Genomic DNA, 20,410 nt, shown 5'->3' with positions numbered 1-20,410 from the left:
TTCTCAAAAAATCATTTATCACAAGATAAGGAAGGTTAATAGGGAGATACGGTATCTCCCTTACTTTCTTCACTAGAAAGGATAACATGTGACAAAACAATCCTTCAAAGAAGCTATTTTCAAAGCCATTTTCTTTATGAGTGCAGCTGTAGCCGTTGTGGCTATTTTACTCATTTGTTATTTTATTTTTAGGAATGGCTTACCTTTTATGGCGGATTATGGCTTTTCACGTTTTTTGTTAGGCAGTGATTGGTCCCCAACCAACAATCCAGCTAGTTATGGCATTTTACCGATGATTATTGGGTCCTTGCTGGTTACGTTTGGAGCAATTCTTATCGGGGTCCCAACAGGTGTTCTAACTGCCGTCTTCATGGTTTATTATTGCCCTAAACCCATATACGGTTTTTTAAAATCAGCTATCAACTTAATGGCAGCCATCCCTTCCATTGTGTACGGATTTTTTGGGCTACAATTATTAGTGCCTTGGGTTAGGACCTTTTCAGGTAACGGCATGAGTGTTTTCACAGCTTCTGTATTACTAGGAATAATGATTCTTCCGACAATTATCAGTTTGTCAGAATCAGCCATAAGAACAGTTCCAAAAACCTACTATTCTGGTAGCTTGGCCTTGGGCGCTAGTCATGAACGTAGTATTTTCAGCGTCATCTTACCAGCAGCTAGATCAGGGATTTTATCAGCAATTATTTTAGGAATTGGTCGAGCTATTGGAGAGACCATGGCAGTCATCTTGGTTGCGGGAAATCAACCGGTGATTCCAAGTGGTATCTTTGAAGGGACTAGGACACTAACCACCAATATTGTTTTGGAAATGGCTTACGCATCAGGTCAGCATAGGGATGCTCTTATTGCGACATCAGCAGTTCTCTTTTTCTTTATTATTCTGATTAATGCGGGCTTTACTTATTTGAAAGGAAAATCGTCTTATGAGTAAATACGTGTTAAAAACTCTCGTTTACTTTTTCGCAGCCTTGACCTTTGTGTCCCTCTTTGTGATTATCGGCTTTATTCTGATTAAAGGATTGCCACATCTCAATATGTCTTTATTTTCTTGGACCTATACTTCAGAGAATATTTCCCTAATGCCTGCCATTATTTCCACTGTTATATTGGTTTTTGGTTCTCTTCTTCTAGCTTTGCCAATAGGCATTTTTGCGGGGTTTTATCTCGTGGAGTACGCTAAAAAAGATTCTCTTTGGGTGAAGATGATGCGGCTAGCTTCAGACACTTTATCTGGGATTCCTTCCATTGTGTTTGGTTTATTCGGCATGCTCTTCTTTGTCGTTTTTCTGGGATTCCAATATTCTCTTTTATCAGGAATATTGACGTCGGTTATTATGGTTTTGCCAGTCATCATTCGTTCAACAGAAGAAGCGCTTTTATCCGTTAGTGATAGCATGCGTCAAGCTAGCTTTGGACTTGGAGCAGGGAAGATAAGAACGATTTTTCGGATTGTTTTGCCAGTTGCCATGCCAGGAATTTTAGCAGGTGTAATATTAGCTATTGGTCGTATCATTGGTGAAACAGCTGCTTTGATGTATACCTTAGGAACATCGACGAATACGCCAACTAGTCTCATGTCTTCAGGCCGTTCTTTAGCTTTGCACATGTATATGCTGTCGAGCGAAGGACTGCATGTCAATGAGGCTTATGCGACCGGTGTCATTTTGATTATTACGGTCTTAATCATTAATACCCTATCAAGCTTATTATCTCGGAAACTTGTGAAAGGAGCTTCCTAGTATGGGAACATTTTCAATTAGACAGTTAGATTTATTTTACGGTGAGTTTCAGGCTCTAAAAGATATTTCTATTGACTTACCCGAAAAACAAATAACAGCTCTCATTGGGCCGTCTGGATGTGGTAAATCAACCTTTTTAAAAACTCTCAATCGGATGAATGATTTAGTACCATCTTGCCGTATTGAAGGAGAAGTGCTGCTAGACAATCAAGACATTTACAGTAGCAAATTCAACCTTAATCAGTTACGCAAGCGTGTTGGAATGGTTTTTCAACAACCAAATCCTTTTGCCATGTCTATCTATGACAATGTCGCTTATGGACCAAGAACACATGGGATTCGCGACAAGAAAGAACTAGACGCTTTGGTTGAGAAATCGCTAAAAGGAGCTGCCATCTGGGATGAAGTCAAAGATAACTTGAAAAAAAGTGCCATGTCTTTATCAGGTGGTCAGCAACAACGCCTTTGCATTGCTAGGGCATTAGCAGTAGAACCTGATATTTTGCTAATGGATGAACCTACCTCAGCTCTAGATCCTATTTCCACGTTAAAGATTGAAGATTTGATTCAAGACCTGAAAAAGGACTATACGATTATTATTGTCACTCATAACATGCAACAAGCGTCTCGTATCTCCGATAAAACCGCTTTTTTCTTAACAGGAGAAATTTGTGAATTCGGTGATACGGTGGATATCTTTACGAATCCAAAGGATCAGCGCACAGAAGATTATATTTCAGGACGTTTTGGCTAAGGAAAGGAAACAACCTTATGAGAGACCAATTTGAATTAGAACTACAAGAACTAGAACATTCTTTTCTAGAGTTAGGGCAGCTTGTTCTTGAAACGGGTTCAAAAACGTTATTGGCACTGGCGTCGAAGGACAAGAACATGGCAGAGCAGATTATTGCTCGAGATCAGAAGATTAACCAAAGGCAAAGTGCCATCGAATTGGCATGTGCCAGAATGTTGGCCCTACAGCAACCCCAAGTATCTGACCTTCGCTTCGTGATTAGCATTATGTCTTCTTGTTCGGATCTTGAACGAATGGGGGATCATATGACAGGTATTGCTAAGGCTATTTTACAATTAAAAGGAGACCAACTAGCCCCCAGCGAAGACCAATTACATCTGATGGGGCAATCAGCACTTCGCATGTTAGCTGATTTATTAGAAACCTTTCCTTTGCATCAGGCATCAAAAGCAGTTTCTATTGCACAAACAGATGAACAGATTGATCAGCACTATTATGCCTTATCAAAAGAAATTATAAGCCTTATGAAAGACCAAGAAACCTCCATTCCAAATGGTACTCAGTATCTCTATATTATAGGGCATTTGGAACGCTTTGCAGATTATATTGCTAATATCTGCGAGCGTGTGGTCTATTTGGAAACAGGAGAATTAATTGACTTGAATTAGGTTTGAGGTCATAGAGCAACTTATTCTAATCCTAAAAACGAGCACCTATAATATACTGACCCCAAAAGTTAAACAAAAAATCTAACGATTGGGGTGTTTTTGTTTCTATTCAACTATCTTCTCCTAAACGACTTTATGCTATAATAGATACTATTATGGAAAATAAAACGAATCAAACAATTGCAGAGGCTTTGTCTGTTAACCTTAATCAAATTGAACAGGTATTGGCTCTAACAGCAGAAGGCAACACCATTCCCTTTATTGCACGTTACCGAAAGGAAGTGACAGGGAATTTAGATGAGGTAGTGATTAAAGCTATTATTGATATGGACAAATCACTTACCACCCTCAATGAGCGGAAAGCGACTATTCTGGCTAAAATTGAAGAGCAAGGAAAACTTACCAGTTCATTAAGAGCTAGTATCGAAGCAACTGAGAAACTCGCTGACTTGGAAGAATTGTACCTGCCTTATAAGGAAAAACGCCGTACAAAGGCAACCATTGCACGTGAAGCAGGTTTATTCCCATTGGCGCGTTTGATTTTACAAAATGCTCAAAATCTTGAAACAGCAGCAGAACCCTTTGTCACAGAAGGTTTTACTAGCCCAGAGGCTGTCCTTGCAGGAGCTGTGGACATTCTTGTGGAAGCCATGTCAGAAGACAGCAAGTTACGTTCTTGGACTTACAATGAGATTTGGCAGTATAGCCGCTTAGTATCAACGCTTAAAGATGAGCAGTTGGATGAGAAAAAGGTTTTCCAAATCTATTACGATTTTTCTGACCAAGTGTCCAACATGCAAGGGTATCGTACTTTAGCCTTGAATCGTGGTGAAAAATTAGGCATCTTAAAAGTATCTTTTGAACATAATTTGGAGAAAATGCAACGCTTTTTCAGTGTGCGTTTCAAAGAAACGAACCCTTATATTGAAGACGTCATCAATCAGACCATCAAAAAGAAAATTGTTCCAGCCATGGAAAGACGGGTTCGTTCAGAGCTAAGTGACGCCGCAGAAGATGGGGCCATCCACCTCTTTTCCGAAAATCTCCGTCACCTTTTGTTGGTATCCCCATTAAAAGGGAAAATGGTTCTTGGGTTTGATCCTGCCTTTCGAACAGGTGCAAAATTGGCTATCGTTGATCAGACAGGTAAACTCTTAGCGACACAAGTCATTTATCCAGTAGCACCTGCTAGCCAAACGAAGATTCAAGCAGCCAAAGAGACACTGGCTCAACTCATTGAGACTTACCAAATTGATATTATTGCTATTGGAAATGGAACGGCTAGTCGGGAGAGCGAAGCCTTTGTGGCAGACGTTTTGAAAGATTTCCCAAATACTTCCTATGTCATTGTTAATGAAAGCGGAGCTTCGGTTTATTCAGCATCAGAGTTAGCGCGTCATGAGTTTCCAGACCTCACAGTGGAGAAGCGCTCTGCTATTTCTATTGCTCGCCGTCTACAAGACCCACTCGCAGAATTGGTTAAAATTGATCCTAAATCTATCGGAGTTGGTCAGTATCAGCATGATGTAAGTCAGAAAAAGTTGAGTGAGAACCTTGACTTTGTTGTAGATACCGTGGTCAATCAAGTCGGAGTTAACATAAATACTGCTAGCCCATCGCTTTTAGCCCATGTGTCTGGCTTAAACAAAACAATCTCAGAAAATATTGTTAAATACCGCGAAGAAAATGGAGCGCTGACATCGCGCGCTGATATCAAAAAAGTGCCTCGATTAGGTGCCAAAGCCTTTGAACAGGCCGCGGGCTTCCTACGTATTCCAGGAGCCAAAAATATTTTAGATAATACCGGTGTCCATCCAGAATCTTATCCAGCAGTCAAGGAACTTTTTAAGGTGCTTGAGATTCATGATTTGGATGAGGATGCTAAGGCAAAACTGGCTGCCGTAACAATTCCTCAAATGGCAGAAACCTTAGGCATTGGTCTAGAAACGCTTAACGACATTATTACTGACCTCCTCAAACCAGGTCGTGACTTGCGTGATGATTTTGAAGCACCAATCTTGCGTCAAGATATACTTGATTTGAAAGATTTAGCTATTGGTCAAAAACTAGAAGGAACTGTGAGAAATGTGGTTGACTTTGGTGCTTTTGTAGACATCGGTGTTCATGAAGATGGGCTTGTTCACATTTCTGAAATGAGTAAAACCTTTGTTAATCATCCAAGTCAAGTTGTTTCAGTGGGGGACTTGGTAACTGTTTGGGTCTCTAAGATTGACTTTGACCGCCACAAGGTCAATCTCAGCCTATTGCCACCGCGTGACACTCACTAATTATGTCCAAGAAGTTTCCCTGGCTGATTTTGGCAAGCCGTTTCGACATCAGGCTTATTGGAACAAGCGTCTAAAAACAACTGGCGGTCGCTTTTTCCCAAAAGATGGTCATTTGGACTTTAATCCTCGAGTAGCTGAAGAGCATGGAGAGTTTATTTTTCGACAAATTGTCCGTCACGAACTTTGTCATTATCACCTCTATTTTGAAGGGAGAGGGTATCACCATAAGGATAGGGATTTCAAAGATCTGCTAGCTCAAGTAGATGGGCTTCGTTATGTCCCAACTAGCTCTAATCCAAAGGATAATCATGATTATAGTTGCCAAACATGTGGGCAGGTTTATCAACGAAAAAGGCGTATCAATCTGGCTAAATATGTTTGTGGAAATTGCCGTGGAAAACTTATTGAAAAAAATCAGTCGTAAGGCTGATTTTCTTTTGCGAAAAATCAAGTAAACTATTATTATAGAATGAGGAGGTAAGGAACCGTGGAAACTAAATTTTATAAACAACGAAAAAATCGATTAGTGGCTGGTGTCGTTGCCGGATTAGCAGACAAGTATGGTTGGGACCTTACTTTAGCCCGTATCTTGGCAGCTCTTCTCATCTATGGCACTGGTTTTGGACTATTACTTTATATTCTGTTAGCCCTCTTCCTGCCCTACAAAGAAGATTTACTTGAAGAGCGCTATGGTCGCGGTCCCCGTCGTCGTAAAGATGCGAATGTCTTAAATGAAGACGAAGACGGTTGGTTTTGGTAAACAAATGAGAAGCCTTTGAGAATTAACAGGAACTTGAAGGTTTTCTCAGTTATGGAATATGTTGTAATCTCCTAACATACAGCTATGTTAAAGGCCTTTATCTATTAAGATAAGGTCTTTTTTGGTAGTTCTAAGACAGATATTTTCTCATAATAGCAAAAGAAAACCTCACCCTGAAAAGTATTTTTAACCTTGTTTTCTTTAGTTTGGTAGTACAAAGTTGAGTATTTGTAAGGGCTTAGATAGTGATTTGTGTTATAATATTGAAAAAGGAGAAAATATGACGGTTACTGTAAAGATGTTAGTCAAAAAAGTCAAATTGGACGTGGTATATGCTACAGATGAGTTGTTAGAAAAAGAAATCACAACATCAGATATCTCACGTCCTGGACTTGAAATGACTGGTTATTTTGATTACTATGCTCCAGAAAGGTTGCAGCTATTTGGCATGAAAGAGTGGTCTTACCTTACTCAAATGACCTCTCATAATCGCTATTCTGTTTTAAAAGAAATGTTTAAAAAGGATACGCCAGCTGTCATTGTTTCAAGGGCTTTAGCTATCCCAGAAGAAATGATTCAGGCAGCAAAAGAAGAAGGGATTTCCCTTTTGAGTAGTCGAGTGTCGACCAGTCGTCTGGCTGGGGAAATGTCCTATTTTCTAGACGCATCTTTAGCGGAGAGAACCAGTGTCCATGGTGTTTTAATGGATATTTATGGCATGGGGGTACTTATTCAAGGGGATTCTGGTATTGGTAAAAGTGAGACCGGATTAGAGCTGGTCAAACGAGGCCACCGCTTGGTTGCCGATGACCGCGTGGATGTTTACGCCAAAGATGAAGAAACACTCTGGGGAGAACCGGCAGAAATCTTACGCCACTTGCTTGAAATTCGTGGAGTTGGGATTATTGATGTTATGTCTCTGTACGGGGCTAGTGCCGTTAAAGATTCTTCCCAAGTTCAATTGGCCATTTACCTTGAAAACTTCGAGGCTGGTAAAGTCTTTGATCGCCTTGGAAATGGGAATGAGGAGATTACCTTCTCAGGTGTCAGCGTTCCTCGTATCCGTATCCCAGTTAAAACAGGTCGTAACGTTTCGGTGGTTATTGAAGCTGCTGCTATGAACCATCGTGCTAAAGAGATGGGATTTGATGCTACCCAGACTTTTGAAAATCGCCTGACCCAGTTAATCACTAAAAATGAGGCAAGCCGATGATTAATCCCATTGCCTTACAACTTGGTCCACTGGCCATTCATTGGTATGCTTTATGTATCTTATCAGGCCTTATTTTGGCGGTTTACTTGGCATCAAAAGAAGCCCCCAGAAAAGGCATGATCTCTGATGATATCTTAGATTTTATTCTCATTGCCTTTCCCCTAGCTCTCATTGGAGCAAGATTCTATTACGTCATGTTTGAGTGGTCTTATTATGCACATCATTTAGATGAAATTATTGCTATTTGGAATGGTGGCATTGCTATCTATGGTGGTCTCATTACAGGTGCTCTAGTTCTTTTGGTTTATTGTTATTATAAAGTGCTAGATCCTATTCATTTTTTAGATATCGCTGCACCAGGAGTTATGATTGCCCAAGCTATTGGGCGTTGGGGAAATTTCGTCAACCAAGAAGCTTATGGTAAAGCTGTCAGTCATTTGAACTACCTGCCGAGCTTTATTCAAAAACAGATGTTTATTGAAGGAAGTTATCGTATCCCGACCTTTCTTTATGAATCCCTTTGGAATCTTTTAGGGTTTATTATCATCATGATTTGGCGTCGCAAGCCTAAAAGCCTTCTCGATGGCGAAATTTTTGCGTTTTATCTGATTTGGTATGGGTGCGGACGTCTAGTCATTGAAGGGATGCGAACAGATAGTCTGATGTTCTTAGGCTTCCGTGTTTCCCAATATGTTTCTGTATTATTAATTATCATTGGTCTGGTCTTCGTCTTTAAAAGACGTCGTCAAAAGGGAATTCCTTATTATCAAAAATAGGGATAGAAAGAGGAGGAATTTATGGATTTGGTTGGAATTGCACTTATTATTATTGCGCTAGCATTTGTTGCTTTGGTTGTTTTTTTAATTCTTGTTTTGAAAAAAGTTTCTGAAACAGTTGATGAAGCGAAAAAAACCATCTCAATTTTAACTAGCGATGTGAACGTTACTCTCTATCAAACTAACGAAATTTTGGCGAAAGCAAATGTTCTTGTTGAGGATGTCAACGGTAAAGTTGCCACAATTGATCCTTTATTTGTGGCTATTGCGGATTTGTCAGAAAGTGTATCTGACTTAAATCTTCAAGCGAGACATTTTGGTCAAAAAGCAAGCAGTGCGACAAATAATGTCACAAAAGCTGGCAAAGTTGCTCTCGTTGGTAAGATGGCATCAAAAGTATTTGGTAAAAAAGGGGAAAAAGCATGAGTAAATTCTTTAAAACATTAGTAGTGGGTGCTGCATCTGGAGCAGCAGCAGCTTACTTCTTATCAACAGAAAAAGGTAAGGCTTTGAAAAATCGTGCTGAAAAAGCTTACCAAGCCTACAAAGAAAATCCAGATGATTACCACCAACTTGCTAAAGAAAAAGGTAGTGAATACAGTCATTTAGCATGTGACACTTTCTATGATGTGAAAGATAAGCTGGCTACTGGAGAGGTGACAAAAGAGGAGATTCTTGAGTTGCTCAAAGATAAAACAATAGCTTTCGTGCAAAAAACAAAAGAAACCCTTGCCGAAGTTGAAGCGAAAGAAAATCAAGACGATGTTATCATTGATTTAAATGAAGACGACATTGTCATTGACTATACTGAACAAGATGAGCATCTTAGTGCCGCTGACACTTCACAAGATAAATACTAAATAAGATAACCTAAAAAACAAAAAAAGAAAAGATTGAAGGCTTTGCTTACCAGTCCCCATAGTTAGTTTTCGGCTAACTGAAGAAGGGAGGTGGTTATTGTGGCTTCAATCTTTTTTTGTTTTTGGCAAAAGAAAAAGAGTCACACAAAACGGACTCTAGAAGTTACATTAGTAATGATTTGATTCCTTTAGCTAGTAAGGAAGTGATCCCTAAGCTGATGATGCTGGCGAATAAGAAAGCCAAAACCGGCGCTAAGTTCATCACGAGTAGGACAAATGCAAATAAAACAGTAATTAGGCTAAAGCAAGCAATCCGAGCGAAGAATACTAACTCTTTTAATTTAGCACTCTGACCATTGAACTCTTGAAAATCTTGGAATTTACCCTGGGATTCTTGATAGGAATCGTCGTGTTCGAATGCGTCATGCTTCTTTAACGGTGTTGGCATAGTCCTCTCCTTTCCTTCAGATACTAAGCTATTCTACCACAAAAGTCCCATTTTGTCATCTTTTTTTAAAAAAATTGAAAAAATTCAATAACCTTGACGAAGTAAGCTGCGACAGGAAAAAATTACCGAATCGGAAGTTGACAGATTTTGCAAGAAATATGCTTGACGCTTAGAATTTTTTGGTATAATAAAGGTTATATGAAAAAAATAATTATTACAGCCACAGCTGAAAGTATAGAACAAGTCAAGGCTTTATTAGCTGCTGGTGTCGATCGTATTTATGTTGGTGAAGCGAATTATGGGTTACGTCTCCCCCATAATTTTTCTTATGACGAATTGAGACAAATTGCCAAACTAGTCCACGAGGCTGGAAAAGAATTAACAGTAGCTTGCAACGCTTTGATGCATCAAGATATGATGGATCACATCAAACCCTTTTTAGACTTAATGGCAGAGATTGCTGTTGACTATCTTGTGGTTGGTGATGCAGGTGTGTTTTATGTCAATAAAAGGGATGGCTATAACTTTAAATTGATTTATGACACATCTGTTTTTGTGACGTCTAGTCGCCAGGTAAATTTCTGGGGGCAACATGGTGCTGTTGAAAGTGTCTTGGCTCGAGAAATCCCATCAGCAGAGTTATTCACCTTAGCTGAAAATTTGGAATTTCCAGCAGAAGTGCTTGTCTATGGTGCTTCAGTCATTCATCATTCGAAACGTCCCTTGCTAGAAAATTATTACCATTTTACCAAGATCGATGATGAGGTTAGTCGTGAACGCGGTCTTTTCTTGGCAGAGCCAGGAGATGCTAACAGTCATTATTCCATTTATGAGGACAATCATGGCACTCATATTTTCATTAATAATGATATTGACATGATGTCTAAATTGGGTGAGCTTTATGAGCATGGTTTAACTCATTGGAAGCTGGATGGTATTTACTGTCCTGGTGATGATTTTGTAGCTATTACTAAATTGTTTATTCAAGCAAAAGAGTTATTAGAAACAGGGCAATTTACCCAAGAGAAGGCTAAAAAGCTTGATCAAGAGGTACATGCCCATCATCCATCTGGCCGTGGTCTAGATACTGGTTTTTACGATTTTGATCCAAAAACCGTGAAATAAACACGTAACCCTTGTCTTGAGTGAGTTTACTATTTCAGGGCAAGACAGGGTTATGACACCATTACACAGGTAATCTACCTATCTTGAAAATAGAAAGAATATCACATGTCACATATGAAAAAACGTCCAGAGGTTTTATCACCTGCTGGAACACTGGAAAAATTAAAAGTTGCGATTGACTATGGCGCAGATGCTGTTTTTGTCGGAGGACAGGCCTATGGTCTAAGAAGCCGTGCTGGTAACTTCTCTATGGAGGAATTGCGAGAAGGCATTGATTATGCTCATGCGCGTGGGGCTAAGGTCTATGTTGCTGCTAACATGGTTACCCATGAGGGGAACGAAATTGGTGCGGGTGAGTGGTTCCGCCAACTGCGTGATATGGGACTTGATGCGGTCATCGTTTCAGACCCAGCCTTGATTGTCATTTGCTCAACAGAAGCTCCAGGTTTGGAAATTCATTTATCAACTCAAGCTTCATCTACCAATTACGAAACCTTTGAATTTTGGAAAGCGATGGGGTTGACGCGTGTTGTATTAGCCCGTGAGGTCAATATGGCTGAATTAGCAGAAATCCGTAAGCGGACAGATGTGGAAATTGAAGCCTTTGTCCATGGAGCTATGTGTATCTCTTATTCAGGCCGCTGCGTCTTATCCAACCACATGAGTCACCGTGATGCTAACCGAGGTGGTTGTTCACAGTCTTGTCGCTGGAAATATGATCTCTATGATATGCCATTTGGGGCTGAACGTCGTTCTCTAAAAGGAGAAGTTCCTGAAGACTACTCCATGTCTTCTGTTGACATGTGTATGATTGAGCATATTCCTGACCTGATTGAAAATGGGGTTGATAGCCTAAAAATCGAAGGCCGGATGAAATCCATTCATTACGTCTCAACCGTAACCAACTGTTACAAGGCGGCTGTAGATGCTTACATGGAAAGTCCAGAAGCTTTTTATGCCATCAAAGAGGAATTGATTGACGAACTATGGAAAGTGGCTCAGCGTGAATTGGCAACAGGTTTTTATTATGGCACTCCAAGCGAGAATGAACAGTTGTTTGGCGCTCGCCGTAAAATTCCACAATACAAATTTGTCGGAGAAGTAGTTGGGTTTGACTCAGCTAGCATGACAGCGACTATTCGTCAGCGTAATGTCATCATGGAAGGCGATCGGATTGAATTTTATGGACCAGGTTTCCGTCATTTTGAAACGGTTGTTAAGGATCTACATGATTCGGATGGCCAAAAGATTGACCGTGCCCCAAATCCAATGGAACTCTTAACCATCTCTTTACCGAGAGAAGTTAAGCCAGGGGATATGATTAGGGCTTGCAAGGAAGGTCTGGTTAACCTCTATCAAAAAGACGGTACAAGTAAAACTGTCAGAGCTTAATTGAAATAAATATGAAAGGCCCTTTTTCCCTAGTGGCGTAAAAGATGCGTTTGGGATAAAAGAGCCTGTTTTTTGAAAATTAGATACCAAGATAGCTTATTTTCTCAAAACTTGATAAAATAAGGTCATCATAACTAAAAAGTTGAAAAAAAGATTGCTTTTGTCAATTTATTTTCGAATAGTATAAGTAAGGAGGAAAAATAATGGCAGAATTTACGTTTAAAATTGAAGAACACTTACTCACCTTGTCAGAAAATGATAAAGGTTGGACGAAAGAATTGAACCGCGTCAGCTTTAATGGCGCAGAAGCCAAATGGGATATCCGCACGTGGAGTCCAGACCATACGAAAATGGGGAAAGGCATTACTCTTACCAATGAAGAATTTAAAACCATCTTAGATGCTTTTCGTAAGTAAAACCTCTCTGTGGTTGTAAAAAATAACCCTTCTAGTCAACTGCACCTTGACATCTTGGCCATTTTAAGGCTGGTAATCGGGTGCAGTTGACATGGAGAAGGGTTATTTTTTAGATTGAAGACGGTCAGCAAGGCCTACAAAAACTAAGATTAGACCTAAGCCTATAAAAATCCACTTCGCAGCTAGAAGACCATAAAGGACAAAAATAGCAGCACTTATATAAGAGATATATTCTTTTGTCATCACGTTTTCATTACTTTCTTTAGGATACCCTCTATTATAGCATAAAAGCCATTAACAATCACAAGTGACTTCGCAGCAGTCTAGGCGATCAAGGTGCATTTGGTTAGCTCTGTAAAATTCCAGAATATCAGGGTCAAGCTGCCAACCTTCTCGGTTAGCAATTTCAGTGATAAGTGGCGAGAAGCGTTGACGGAATTTATAAATATAGCAGAAAATGATATTTCCTTGTCTCAAACTAGGACCAATCAAGAAACAGTTTGGGTTTAGGGTGGATTCGTCATTCTCTGTTACTAGGGGAATACCATCTTGATTGTAGTCAAAAATGGCTTCTCCGCCAATAAGGTGACAGGTGTTTAAAAATCCAGTGGCCAAGATAGGTTTGTGGCGACTATAAGCAGTACTGCCATCTTGAAAAATGACTTGATAACCTTTTTCGGTTTGATGGATTTCTTTGGCATGTTTTCTTTCTGTGATGTGAATGTGATAGTTGGGATTGTCTTGAATATGTTTGAGTCTCTCTTGGGTAATCGGTGATAAGGAAATACTAGGATCGGCAGCTGTTTCGCTTTTTCCAAAACTATCGGTAAATAAATGAACCTCATTACCAAGATAGGCTAAATGAGTGAGGGCATCACAGGCACTCTCATTTCCCCCAATAATAATAAAAGGATCTTCAGATTTGACATTAAAGGAGTCAACTTGACCATAGTGCATCCCTAACTCAGCCCCCTTGATTCCTTGATTATTTGGCAGTTGAAATTCTCCAGTTGCCATAATGAGGTAACGGCAGCTAAAATCGCCTTGGCTAGTTTTTACTTGGTAGCCTTTAGGATGGCGTTGGATCGTTAGTACCTGAGTATTCGTTTGAATCGGTATGTTGTCATTTTTAGCAACTAAGGACAAGTAATGAGCATATTCAGGTCCAGATAGGTGCTCCTTATTGAAGCTAAAAGCGGGTGAAGTATTAGGAACAACAGCATTAATATCTGGAAAACCAAAACCATTTGTAGTAAAGGAAGGCGTAATAAATTGTGTAGTTCTTGGCCATTTCAAAAAGCTATCTCCAACAGTTCCCTGCTCAAGAATCAAAAAATCGTTAATGTCGTATCTTTTTAAAGCGGCACCGAATCCAATGCCGGCAGCTCCTGCCCCAATGATAATAATCTGATAATGTTTCATATGATTCTCCTTGACAAGTGAATAAGCATGCGCTAAAATACTTAACTAGTTAACTATTTTACAGTTTAACAAAACTTAGAAACTTTGTAAAGAAAGGAAAATCATGTTTCTATTAATATGTATTTTAGTAATGTGGGTGATGATCTTTGGAGTTGCCTGCTTTTATTTTGGAAGCTTAGATAAACAGCTTACTCCGCAAGTGATTTATCGTTTTACCTTAGCCATTCTGATGGCAACTCTTATTTGGATTTTAGGCGCTTATTTTTTCGCCTTTGAAGGGAAAATGCAAACCTTAATGACGGTAAAATCAGTTTCTTTAGAAAGAGCCTTGGACTTGTTATTCCAATTATGTTTTTGCTTGTATGCAGTGGTTATGCTTATTGGTGCCATCATTGATCGGGTCAAAACCAGTCATCTCCTCTTGTTAGTTGGAGTATGGATTAGTTTAGTCTATACCCCTTTAGCCTACTTGATGTGGAATACAGAGGGTCTATTAGCCAACTTAGGTGCTAGAGATTTTTCGGGAGGTATGGTGGTTCATTTATCGGCTGGACTGTCAACTTATATTTTGGCTCATTTTGCTGGGAAAACTCCTCACCAGCATGAAAAGATTCGCCAAGAATGGTTATATCTGGGTATGATTTTGGTGACCTTTGGATGGTTTGGCTTTAATGTTGGACCTGTTGGACAATTGAATGCTCTGGCGGGTCAAGTTTTGCTTAATACCCTTTTAGCCATTGTTTGTGGTGGCTTTTCTTGGAGTCTAGTAACCTTTTTAAAGCATAAGGAAGAATCAACCGTTGCTTTGCTCAATGGCATGATTGTTGGCCTAGTGACCAGTACGGCAGGCGTAGGGTATCTTAACACAGGAGAGATTAGTCTTTTGACCTTTGTAGCAAGTGGTTTGACTTGTCTTCTGACGGATTATCTTAGTCATCAATTGCCTGTTGATGATGTTGTGGATTCATTTGCCATGAACGGTATAGGAGGTTTTTTAGGAAGCTTAGGGCTTGCGCTATTGAGACCTCAGCTTCTATTGCCGCAAATACTTGCCATCTTTGTAACGATTTTTCTATCTACTCTAGTCTCTTTTGTTCTTGGGAAAGCTCTCTTACAACATAAGACCAAAAAAGTTGAATAAATAAGACAAGAGGCAATATAAAAAAAGTAATCCACTTGAAGTAGGACTACCTTTTTATTGTCATAAGTTTTTTATATTAAGGTTTCATGGTTGGGAAAAGTAGCACATCTCGGATAGTTGTTGTGTTTGTTAACAACATGCAGAGACGGTCAATACCAATTCCAAGTCCACCAGTTGGCGGCATACCATATTCAAGGGCTTCAACGAAGTCGTAGTCAATGCCAGTTGCTTCGTCATCACCAAGTTCTTTGGCTTGTGCTTGTGCTTCAAAACGAGATAATTGGTCAATTGGATCATTTAACTCTGTGAAAGCATTCGCGTATTCTTTGGTCATGATGAAAAGTTCGAAGCGGTCGGTGAAGCGGCCGTCTTCAGGATTCTTCTTAGCCAAAGGTGATACTTCAACAGGATGACCAAAGACAAAGGTTGGTTGGATCAAGGTTTCTTCAACGAATTCTTCGAAGAAAGCATTGATGATATGTCCAACACTTGTGAAGTGTTTTTCGAGTGGTACCTGTTTTTCTTTGGCAAGTGCAATAGCTTCTTCGACAGTCATTTCAGGCCAGAAATCAACACCCGTCACTTCCTTGATAGAATCTACCATGTGGACACGTTTGAAAGGTTCATTGATACGGATTTCAGTTCCTTGATAATCAATAGGCCCATCACCTTTAACAGCTTTAGCGGCATGTTGGATTATGCCTTCTGTCAAGTTCATGATGTCAAGGTAATCTGCGTAAGCTTGGTAAACCTCGATAGAAGTGAACTCAGGATTATGCGTGGCATCCATTCCCTCATTACGGAAGATACGACCAATTTCATAAACACGTTCCATACCACCAACAATCAAACGTTTCAAATGAAGTTCTGTTGCGATACGAAGCACCATATCAATGTTTTGAGCATTATGGTGAGTAACGAAAGGACGAGCAGCAGCACCACCAGCTTCGTTATGAAGCACAGGCGTTTCTACCTCTAGGAAATCAAGTCCGTCTAAATAACGACGGATTTCTGAAATCATTTTGGAACGGGTCACGAAGCGGTCAAAGCTTTCACGATTTGAAATTAAATCAAGGTGACGCTTACGGTAAATGGTTTCAATATCAGTTAATCCGTGGAATTTTTCAGGAAGAGGGCGAAGAGACTTAGAAAGGTGAGTCAACTTGGTGGCCTTGATGGAGAGCTCCCCCATATCAGTCCGCATAATTTCTCCCTCAACGCCAAGAAAGTCTCCTAGGTCAGCCTTTTTAAAAATTTCATAGTTGTCTTCGCCAACAGAATCCTTACGGACATAAAGTTGGATCTGCCCTTCACGGTCTTGAAGATGAGCAAACCCAACCTTACCTTTACCACGTTTAGTCATCAAACGACCAGCCACGATAGCTGTTTCGTTTAACTCATGTAAGTCTTCTTTTGTTTTGTCAGCATACTTTTCTTTTAATTCAGCAGAGTTGGCTGTGCGGTCAAAGCGTTTACCGAAAGGATCAATTCCTTGTTCAGCCAGCGCCGTCATTTTTTCACGACGGACAATCTGTTGGTCATTTAATTCTTCGATGTGTTGATTAGACATATTTTCCTCCAATATGATTTCCTTTCCATTGTATCATAAAAGGGGCTAGAATACACCTATATTTCGTTGGAAAATGCGACTGCAGCGGGGCACTTTTTTGAAAATGAAATTGAAAAGCCTAATGGAAAATAGTATAATGGTTGGGATATTAAACTAGAAAAGAAGAGAGACTCATGATTACTGCTATTGTTTTTGATGTGGATGACACAATTTACGACCAGCAAGCGCCTTATCGAATCGCCATGGAAAAGTGCTTCCCAGATTTTGATATGTCAGTAATGAATCAAGCTTATATTCGCTTTCGTCACTATTCAGATGTTGGATTTCCAAGAGTAATGGCAGGGGAGTGGACGACCGAATATTTTCGATTCTGGCGTTGTAAAGAAACACTACTTGAGTTTGGCTATCGAGAAATCGATGAAGCTACGGGAGTGCATTTTCAAGAGGTCTATGAACACGAACTTGAGAACATTACCATGCTAGACGAGATGCGCATGACCCTGGATTTTTTAAAATCAAAGAGTGTTCCAATGGGGATTATTACTAATGGGCCAACAGAACATCAGCTGAAAAAAGTTCGTAAATTAGGGCTTTATGATTATATTGATCCTAAGCGTGTCATTGTGAGCCAAGCAACAGGGTTTCAAAAACCAGAAAAAGAAATTTTTAACCTAGCGGCAGAACAGTTTGACATGAACCCACAAACCACACTATATGTTGGGGATTCTTATGACAATGATATCATGGGGGCTTTTAACGGTGGATGGCATTCGATGTGGTTTAACCATAGAGGACGTCAGTTAAAGCCAGGAACTAAGCCTGTTTATGATGTGGCTATTGATAACTTTGAACAACTCTTTGGTGCTGTTAAGGTTCTCTTTGATTTGCCAGATAATAAATTTATTTTTGATGTCAATGACAAGAAAAATCCAATTTTACAGATGGGTATCAACAATGGTTTGATGATGGCAGCAGAGCGTTTGCTTGAAAGCAACATGAGCATTGACAAGGTGGTTATCTTGCTTCGATTAACCAAGCAACAAGAAAAGGTTTTGCGCTTAAAATATGCCAGATAAAGAGTATCAGAGCCGTTTCTTTCGCTAAAGACTAAGTAATAAGGAGGCTAGCAAGTCACGTTTTCCTTAAGAGGAGAGGCCTACTTGTTGTCTTTTTTAGAAAACAACTGGAAAGATTATAACTCATTGGCACTCATAGATTTAAAAAACCGTCCTAACACTAATATAGGACGGTTTTTGTTATTCTGTAAAGGATTTACCGTTCCACTCTAAGCACTGAAAGTCTTGACCATTCTTGGTTTCAAGTATGGTTAAACTAGCATTGTCCAATCCACCTTTGGCCAACAGTAAAGCGGGTTCGAAACCTAAGAGTGATCGAATGCTAGCAGTTAAATTGGCTCCATGTCCCACAATAAGGACATTATGGTAGTTTTTGTCACCAAATGATTCAATCAGTTGCCTCACGCGCTGGGTGGTTTGGTAGATGGATTCTGCTTCAAAGTGATGCGGTTTGAATTGGGCTAAATTATGACGAAAAGCTGACATCTGTTGAGGATAAATAGCTGCCATAGTGGCTATCTTTGCCCCTTCCAATTTGCCTAATCGCCACTCCCGAAGTTGATCAGTATGGTAAAGACTGGGTTCTTGGTCAAAAGAGTCCAAAATAATGGCTGCCGTAGCCATCGCTCTAGGAAGGTCACTGGTATAGACAGCATCAAAGGAAATTTTTGATAGCGACTTTCCTAATAAGCGAATCTCGTCTTTGGATTCTTCAAGTAGGGGTGAGTCACCGCCAGCTCCCTGAAAGCGCCCTTCCAAATTCCAGAGGGTTTTACCATGTCTTACAAAATATAATTTCATGAAAAGATCCCTTTAAAGGTAAGTAATTCGAGCACCAAAAGGAAAGAGACTGATGAGAGCTAACTTGAGACACTGACCTGCAAAAGGAATTCCGATAATGGAAATACAGAGTAAAAGAGCAGAGGTAAGGTGCATCACCGCTAGGCTCAAACCACAGATTAACATCCAGAGGAGATTTAAGATGAGGCTATCAGTTCCTGTACCGATGTCGATAGTTTTACCGAAAGGAAATAACCCAAAGTTGCCGATTTTAAAGCATTGAAGACCAAAAGGGATACCAATAACCGTTAAGCACAGCAAAATACCGATAAAAGACCAGGCCAACCAAGCCCAAAAACCAGAAAAGATAAACCAAATCATATTTGCAATAGTTCTCATTTTTTCTCCTTTAAATCAGCAAAGCTTGCCCCAACGAAATCGGCTAAGGTGTGACTGTCGATTTGAATAGAACGTCCAATCTCACCAGCAGAGACAATCATCTGTCCCTTCTCGAGGGCTGTTTCATCAATAAAAATAGGAAAGGAATGCTTTTGACGAATCCCAACAGGATTGTTTGCCCCGTGAACGTAGCCAGTTGTCTTTTGCAAGTCTTTTTGAGGAATCATGGAGACCTTCTTATTACCAGAGACTTTTGCCAGTTGCTTTTCAGACAAGTGTTCTGTCAAAGGGATAATCCCAATCAGAGGTCCCGTTTTATCCCCGATGAGGGCGAGGGTTTTATAAATATCAGAAGCTTGAATGCCTGAGGGCAAATCACCTTCTAAAGCGTTAAGACTCAGTCCCTGATGAGCTATGTGAGCCTTATCTAATATTTGTTCCACTAAGGTTTTTTTGCGTTTTGTTTTTTTAGCCATGATTAAGTCCTTATCATTGTCTTAAACATAAAAAATAGTATAACACTAACATTATACCATTTTTTAAAGTTTGCTTTCAAATTGTTAAAGCTTAGTCTCTTGGATCAAAAAATTGAGGTTGGGTTGGCAAGATAAGCAAGAGGACCAAAAGCGTGACTAATAAAGTAAGCAATCCAGCAGTTCCATTGACAGTAAAGGAATACCAGATGGCAGACATTCCTTTTGGAGCATAGCTTCCCCAGAAAATAACACCTGCGATAAAGTGCCAGAGGTAGCGTATCCCAACGGCTAAGATAGTAGCCATTAAGGCGATAAGCAAGGCAAAAGGTTTTTTTTGTTGTCTTAAGGTTTTGACAAGACTATCAGAGAAGATTCCTGCTAATCCCATTGAAATAAAGGCTAAAATATACTCGATAAAGACTTGGGACATGCTGAGATAGTAAACTTTTCCAAGTGCAAAATGTAATAGTCCCCAAATAAGTCCCGCAAGCAATCCATATTTCAACCCACGTCTCAAAGAGAAGATAACCAGAGGAATAGCACCATATGAAGGGCTAAACCATCCTGCAAAATCTGGAATGAAGGAAAGTGCCATTGCTAGGGCAGCAAAAATAGCAGCTTCGATAAGGTATTTGACATTTGTGTTTTTTGACATAAAAAACTCCTTTTCAGAGACAAAAAAGAGCATTGTTTTCCCAACTATTATCGTTTGGTCACAATCCCTACGCTTGTACTAGCAAGATCAGGTCCTCAGGATTTCGCAATTGCGATCTCAGCCAAAGCACTCCTTTGTGAATCATTATATTTTTCTATATTATATGACGCCGTGAAAGCCCTGTCAAGAAAATTGGCTTACCATCTAAACTTTAGAATAACAAGACGAGCAAGAGCAGGAGTTATCAAACGTAAAAAAGCCAGTTTCTAAACTGGTCTTCAGATTGAAGACAAACATCGATTTGGTGTTTGTCTTTTTTAGTGTTTTTAGATAAAAATGGCTGTTTCCGTGCTTAAACCACCTCATCTGAACAAAATAAAAAGGCTCTCCCGCCATCCTTTTGACCAGTTTTTTGAGATTTAAGCATGCCA

Annotated in this window: 24 protein-coding genes, 1 pseudogene and 1 riboswitch; of the genes and pseudogenes, 16 read left to right on the top strand and 9 right to left on the bottom strand. The window is 39.8% G+C overall.

Going from position 1 to position 20,410, the window contains the following annotated elements:
- Positions 1-88 precede the first annotated feature (88 nt).
- From pstC to ACYTR8_RS05245, 11 genes are all read left to right on the top strand, one after another.
- Entirely contained in the window at positions 89-952 is an 864-nt protein-coding gene (gene pstC / locus ACYTR8_RS05295) for a phosphate ABC transporter permease subunit PstC (RefSeq protein WP_479641791.1), read from the top strand.
- Positions 945-1,760 (top strand): phosphate ABC transporter permease PstA, encoded by an 816-nt coding sequence (gene pstA, locus ACYTR8_RS05290; protein ID WP_003060853.1) that lies wholly within the window; start codon positions 945-947, stop codon positions 1,758-1,760. The genes pstC and pstA overlap by 8 nt, the downstream gene beginning before the upstream one ends.
- Position 1,761: 1 nt before the next feature.
- Positions 1,762-2,514, top strand: a complete 753-nt coding sequence (pstB, locus tag ACYTR8_RS05285) for a phosphate ABC transporter ATP-binding protein PstB (protein WP_111715740.1) — start codon at positions 1,762-1,764, stop codon at positions 2,512-2,514.
- 17 nt (positions 2,515-2,531) lie between these two features.
- The gene (gene phoU, locus ACYTR8_RS05280) at positions 2,532-3,182 is read left to right on the top strand and encodes a phosphate signaling complex protein PhoU (protein ID WP_269760481.1); all 651 of its coding nucleotides are present in this window, start codon (positions 2,532-2,534) and stop codon (positions 3,180-3,182) included.
- A 155-nt stretch (positions 3,183-3,337) separates the two neighbouring features.
- On the top strand, positions 3,338-5,470 hold the full coding sequence (locus tag ACYTR8_RS05275; protein WP_479641790.1) for a Tex family protein: 2,133 nt from the start codon (positions 3,338-3,340) through the stop codon (positions 5,468-5,470).
- Positions 5,457-5,894 carry a SprT family protein gene (locus ACYTR8_RS05270; protein ID WP_111715747.1) on the top strand — a complete coding sequence of 146 codons (438 nt, stop codon included), beginning with the start codon at positions 5,457-5,459 and terminating at the stop codon, positions 5,892-5,894. Before ACYTR8_RS05275 ends, ACYTR8_RS05270 begins: the two co-directional genes overlap by 14 nt.
- A gap of 63 nt (positions 5,895-5,957) precedes the next feature.
- Positions 5,958-6,230 carry a PspC domain-containing protein gene (locus ACYTR8_RS05265; RefSeq protein WP_269760483.1) on the top strand — a complete coding sequence of 91 codons (273 nt, stop codon included), beginning with the start codon at positions 5,958-5,960 and terminating at the stop codon, positions 6,228-6,230.
- Positions 6,231-6,510: 280 nt separating this feature from the next.
- Entirely contained in the window at positions 6,511-7,443 is a 933-nt protein-coding gene (gene hprK, locus ACYTR8_RS05260; RefSeq protein ID WP_111715753.1) for an HPr(Ser) kinase/phosphatase, read from the top strand.
- Positions 7,440-8,219: a prolipoprotein diacylglyceryl transferase gene (gene lgt / locus ACYTR8_RS05255; protein ID WP_111715755.1), complete on the top strand. Its 780-nt coding sequence runs from the start codon at positions 7,440-7,442 to the stop codon at positions 8,217-8,219. Before hprK ends, lgt begins: the two co-directional genes overlap by 4 nt.
- A 21-nt stretch (positions 8,220-8,240) precedes the next feature.
- Complete coding sequence (locus tag ACYTR8_RS05250) at positions 8,241-8,645, top strand: DUF948 domain-containing protein (protein WP_111715758.1); 405 nt, start codon at positions 8,241-8,243, stop codon at positions 8,643-8,645.
- Complete coding sequence (locus ACYTR8_RS05245; RefSeq protein ID WP_479641789.1) at positions 8,642-9,079, top strand: YtxH domain-containing protein; 438 nt, start codon at positions 8,642-8,644, stop codon at positions 9,077-9,079. Before ACYTR8_RS05250 ends, ACYTR8_RS05245 begins: the two co-directional genes overlap by 4 nt.
- 163 nt (positions 9,080-9,242) lie before the next feature.
- Here the strand turns inward: ACYTR8_RS05245 and ACYTR8_RS05240 are convergent, their stop codons facing one another.
- Positions 9,243-9,527, bottom strand: a complete 285-nt coding sequence (locus tag ACYTR8_RS05240) for a DUF3270 domain-containing protein (protein ID WP_003049989.1) — start codon at positions 9,525-9,527, stop codon at positions 9,243-9,245.
- Between the two features lie 198 nt (positions 9,528-9,725).
- Here ACYTR8_RS05240 and ACYTR8_RS05235 point away from each other — a divergent pair, with 198 nt between their 5' ends.
- The 3 genes from ACYTR8_RS05235 (at position 9,726) to ACYTR8_RS05225 (ending at position 12,460) form a co-directional block, all read left to right on the top strand.
- Positions 9,726-10,652 carry a peptidase U32 family protein gene (locus ACYTR8_RS05235; RefSeq protein WP_479641788.1) on the top strand — a complete coding sequence of 309 codons (927 nt, stop codon included), beginning with the start codon at positions 9,726-9,728 and terminating at the stop codon, positions 10,650-10,652.
- Between the two features lie 105 nt (positions 10,653-10,757).
- Positions 10,758-12,044 (top strand): peptidase U32 family protein, encoded by a 1,287-nt coding sequence (locus ACYTR8_RS05230; protein WP_111715765.1) that lies wholly within the window; start codon positions 10,758-10,760, stop codon positions 12,042-12,044.
- A gap of 203 nt (positions 12,045-12,247) precedes the next feature.
- Entirely contained in the window at positions 12,248-12,460 is a 213-nt protein-coding gene (locus tag ACYTR8_RS05225) for a YdbC family protein (RefSeq protein WP_003049995.1), read from the top strand.
- Between the two features lie 102 nt (positions 12,461-12,562).
- Here the strand turns inward: ACYTR8_RS05225 and ACYTR8_RS05220 are convergent, their stop codons facing one another.
- Together ACYTR8_RS05220 and ACYTR8_RS05215 are read right to left on the bottom strand one after the other, a co-directional pair.
- On the bottom strand, positions 12,563-12,703 hold the full coding sequence (locus ACYTR8_RS05220; RefSeq protein WP_003049996.1) for a hypothetical protein: 141 nt from the start codon (positions 12,701-12,703) through the stop codon (positions 12,563-12,565).
- A 51-nt stretch (positions 12,704-12,754) separates the two neighbouring features.
- The gene (locus ACYTR8_RS05215) at positions 12,755-13,882 is read right to left on the bottom strand and encodes an NAD(P)/FAD-dependent oxidoreductase (RefSeq protein ID WP_479641787.1); all 1,128 of its coding nucleotides are present in this window, start codon (positions 13,880-13,882) and stop codon (positions 12,755-12,757) included.
- Between the two features lie 103 nt (positions 13,883-13,985).
- Between ACYTR8_RS05215 and ACYTR8_RS05210 the strand changes: the two genes are divergently transcribed.
- Positions 13,986-15,023 (top strand): ammonium transporter family protein, encoded by a 1,038-nt coding sequence (locus ACYTR8_RS05210; RefSeq protein WP_269760487.1) that lies wholly within the window; start codon positions 13,986-13,988, stop codon positions 15,021-15,023.
- A gap of 76 nt (positions 15,024-15,099) precedes the next feature.
- On the opposite strand, the gene lysS is transcribed toward ACYTR8_RS05210, so the two are convergent.
- The gene (gene lysS / locus ACYTR8_RS05205) at positions 15,100-16,593 is read right to left on the bottom strand and encodes a lysine--tRNA ligase (RefSeq protein WP_443597387.1); all 1,494 of its coding nucleotides are present in this window, start codon (positions 16,591-16,593) and stop codon (positions 15,100-15,102) included.
- 173 nt (positions 16,594-16,766) lie between these two features.
- Between lysS and ACYTR8_RS05200 the strand changes: the two genes are divergently transcribed.
- On the top strand, positions 16,767-17,669 hold the full coding sequence (locus ACYTR8_RS05200; protein ID WP_111715824.1) for an HAD family hydrolase: 903 nt from the start codon (positions 16,767-16,769) through the stop codon (positions 17,667-17,669).
- Positions 17,670-17,849: 180 nt separating this feature from the next.
- Here ACYTR8_RS05200 and ACYTR8_RS05195 read toward each other — a convergent pair whose 3' ends face one another.
- The 5 genes and pseudogenes from ACYTR8_RS05195 to ACYTR8_RS05175 form a co-directional block, all read right to left on the bottom strand.
- Positions 17,850-18,470, bottom strand: coding sequence for a histidine phosphatase family protein (locus tag ACYTR8_RS05195; RefSeq protein ID WP_479641786.1), 621 nt, complete (start codon positions 18,468-18,470; stop codon positions 17,850-17,852).
- A 12-nt stretch (positions 18,471-18,482) separates the two neighbouring features.
- Positions 18,483-18,848, bottom strand: coding sequence for a YccF domain-containing protein (locus ACYTR8_RS05190; protein WP_111715827.1), 366 nt, complete (start codon positions 18,846-18,848; stop codon positions 18,483-18,485).
- A complete protein-coding gene (locus tag ACYTR8_RS05185) occupies positions 18,845-19,324 on the bottom strand; it encodes an aminoacyl-tRNA deacylase (RefSeq protein WP_111715829.1) in 480 nt (159 codons plus the stop codon). The genes ACYTR8_RS05190 and ACYTR8_RS05185 overlap by 4 nt, the downstream gene beginning before the upstream one ends.
- A gap of 91 nt (positions 19,325-19,415) precedes the next feature.
- Positions 19,416-19,979, bottom strand: a complete 564-nt coding sequence (gene thiT / locus ACYTR8_RS05180) for an energy-coupled thiamine transporter ThiT (RefSeq protein ID WP_111715831.1) — start codon at positions 19,977-19,979, stop codon at positions 19,416-19,418.
- A 47-nt stretch (positions 19,980-20,026) separates the two neighbouring features.
- Positions 20,027-20,123: riboswitch (TPP riboswitch) on the bottom strand.
- A gap of 60 nt (positions 20,124-20,183) precedes the next feature.
- A pseudogene (locus tag ACYTR8_RS05175) lies at positions 20,184-20,410 on the bottom strand (hypothetical protein); the annotation flags it as partial.

The sequence above is a fragment of the Streptococcus sp. F2 genome (genome assembly GCF_056500955.1).
The sequence above is the reverse complement of the archived record's forward strand: the minus strand, read 5'-3'. Positions and strand labels throughout refer to the sequence as shown.

Coding starts and splice junctions, on each gene's coding strand:
- pstA (WP_003060853.1), top strand. CDS start 945: ATGAGTAAATACGTGTTAAAAACTCTCGTTTACTTTTTCGCAGCCTTG.
- pstB (WP_111715740.1), top strand. CDS start 1,762: ATGGGAACATTTTCAATTAGACAGTTAGATTTATTTTACGGTGAGTTT.
- phoU (WP_269760481.1), top strand. CDS start 2,532: ATGAGAGACCAATTTGAATTAGAACTACAAGAACTAGAACATTCTTTT.
- ACYTR8_RS05275 (WP_479641790.1), top strand. CDS start 3,338: ATGGAAAATAAAACGAATCAAACAATTGCAGAGGCTTTGTCTGTTAAC.
- hprK (WP_111715753.1), top strand. CDS start 6,511: ATGACGGTTACTGTAAAGATGTTAGTCAAAAAAGTCAAATTGGACGTG.
- lgt (WP_111715755.1), top strand. CDS start 7,440: ATGATTAATCCCATTGCCTTACAACTTGGTCCACTGGCCATTCATTGG.
- ACYTR8_RS05250 (WP_111715758.1), top strand. CDS start 8,241: ATGGATTTGGTTGGAATTGCACTTATTATTATTGCGCTAGCATTTGTT.
- ACYTR8_RS05245 (WP_479641789.1), top strand. CDS start 8,642: ATGAGTAAATTCTTTAAAACATTAGTAGTGGGTGCTGCATCTGGAGCA.
- ACYTR8_RS05240 (WP_003049989.1), bottom strand. CDS start 9,527: ATGCCAACACCGTTAAAGAAGCATGACGCATTCGAACACGACGATTCC.
- ACYTR8_RS05235 (WP_479641788.1), top strand. CDS start 9,726: ATGAAAAAAATAATTATTACAGCCACAGCTGAAAGTATAGAACAAGTC.
- ACYTR8_RS05230 (WP_111715765.1), top strand. CDS start 10,758: ATGTCACATATGAAAAAACGTCCAGAGGTTTTATCACCTGCTGGAACA.
- ACYTR8_RS05225 (WP_003049995.1), top strand. CDS start 12,248: ATGGCAGAATTTACGTTTAAAATTGAAGAACACTTACTCACCTTGTCA.
- ACYTR8_RS05220 (WP_003049996.1), bottom strand. CDS start 12,703: ATGACAAAAGAATATATCTCTTATATAAGTGCTGCTATTTTTGTCCTT.
- ACYTR8_RS05215 (WP_479641787.1), bottom strand. CDS start 13,882: ATGAAACATTATCAGATTATTATCATTGGGGCAGGAGCTGCCGGCATT.
- ACYTR8_RS05210 (WP_269760487.1), top strand. CDS start 13,986: ATGTTTCTATTAATATGTATTTTAGTAATGTGGGTGATGATCTTTGGA.
- lysS (WP_443597387.1), bottom strand. CDS start 16,593: ATGTCTAATCAACACATCGAAGAATTAAATGACCAACAGATTGTCCGT.
- ACYTR8_RS05200 (WP_111715824.1), top strand. CDS start 16,767: ATGATTACTGCTATTGTTTTTGATGTGGATGACACAATTTACGACCAG.
- ACYTR8_RS05195 (WP_479641786.1), bottom strand. CDS start 18,470: ATGAAATTATATTTTGTAAGACATGGTAAAACCCTCTGGAATTTGGAA.
- ACYTR8_RS05190 (WP_111715827.1), bottom strand. CDS start 18,848: ATGAGAACTATTGCAAATATGATTTGGTTTATCTTTTCTGGTTTTTGG.
- ACYTR8_RS05185 (WP_111715829.1), bottom strand. CDS start 19,324: ATGGCTAAAAAAACAAAACGCAAAAAAACCTTAGTGGAACAAATATTA.
- thiT (WP_111715831.1), bottom strand. CDS start 19,979: ATGTCAAAAAACACAAATGTCAAATACCTTATCGAAGCTGCTATTTTT.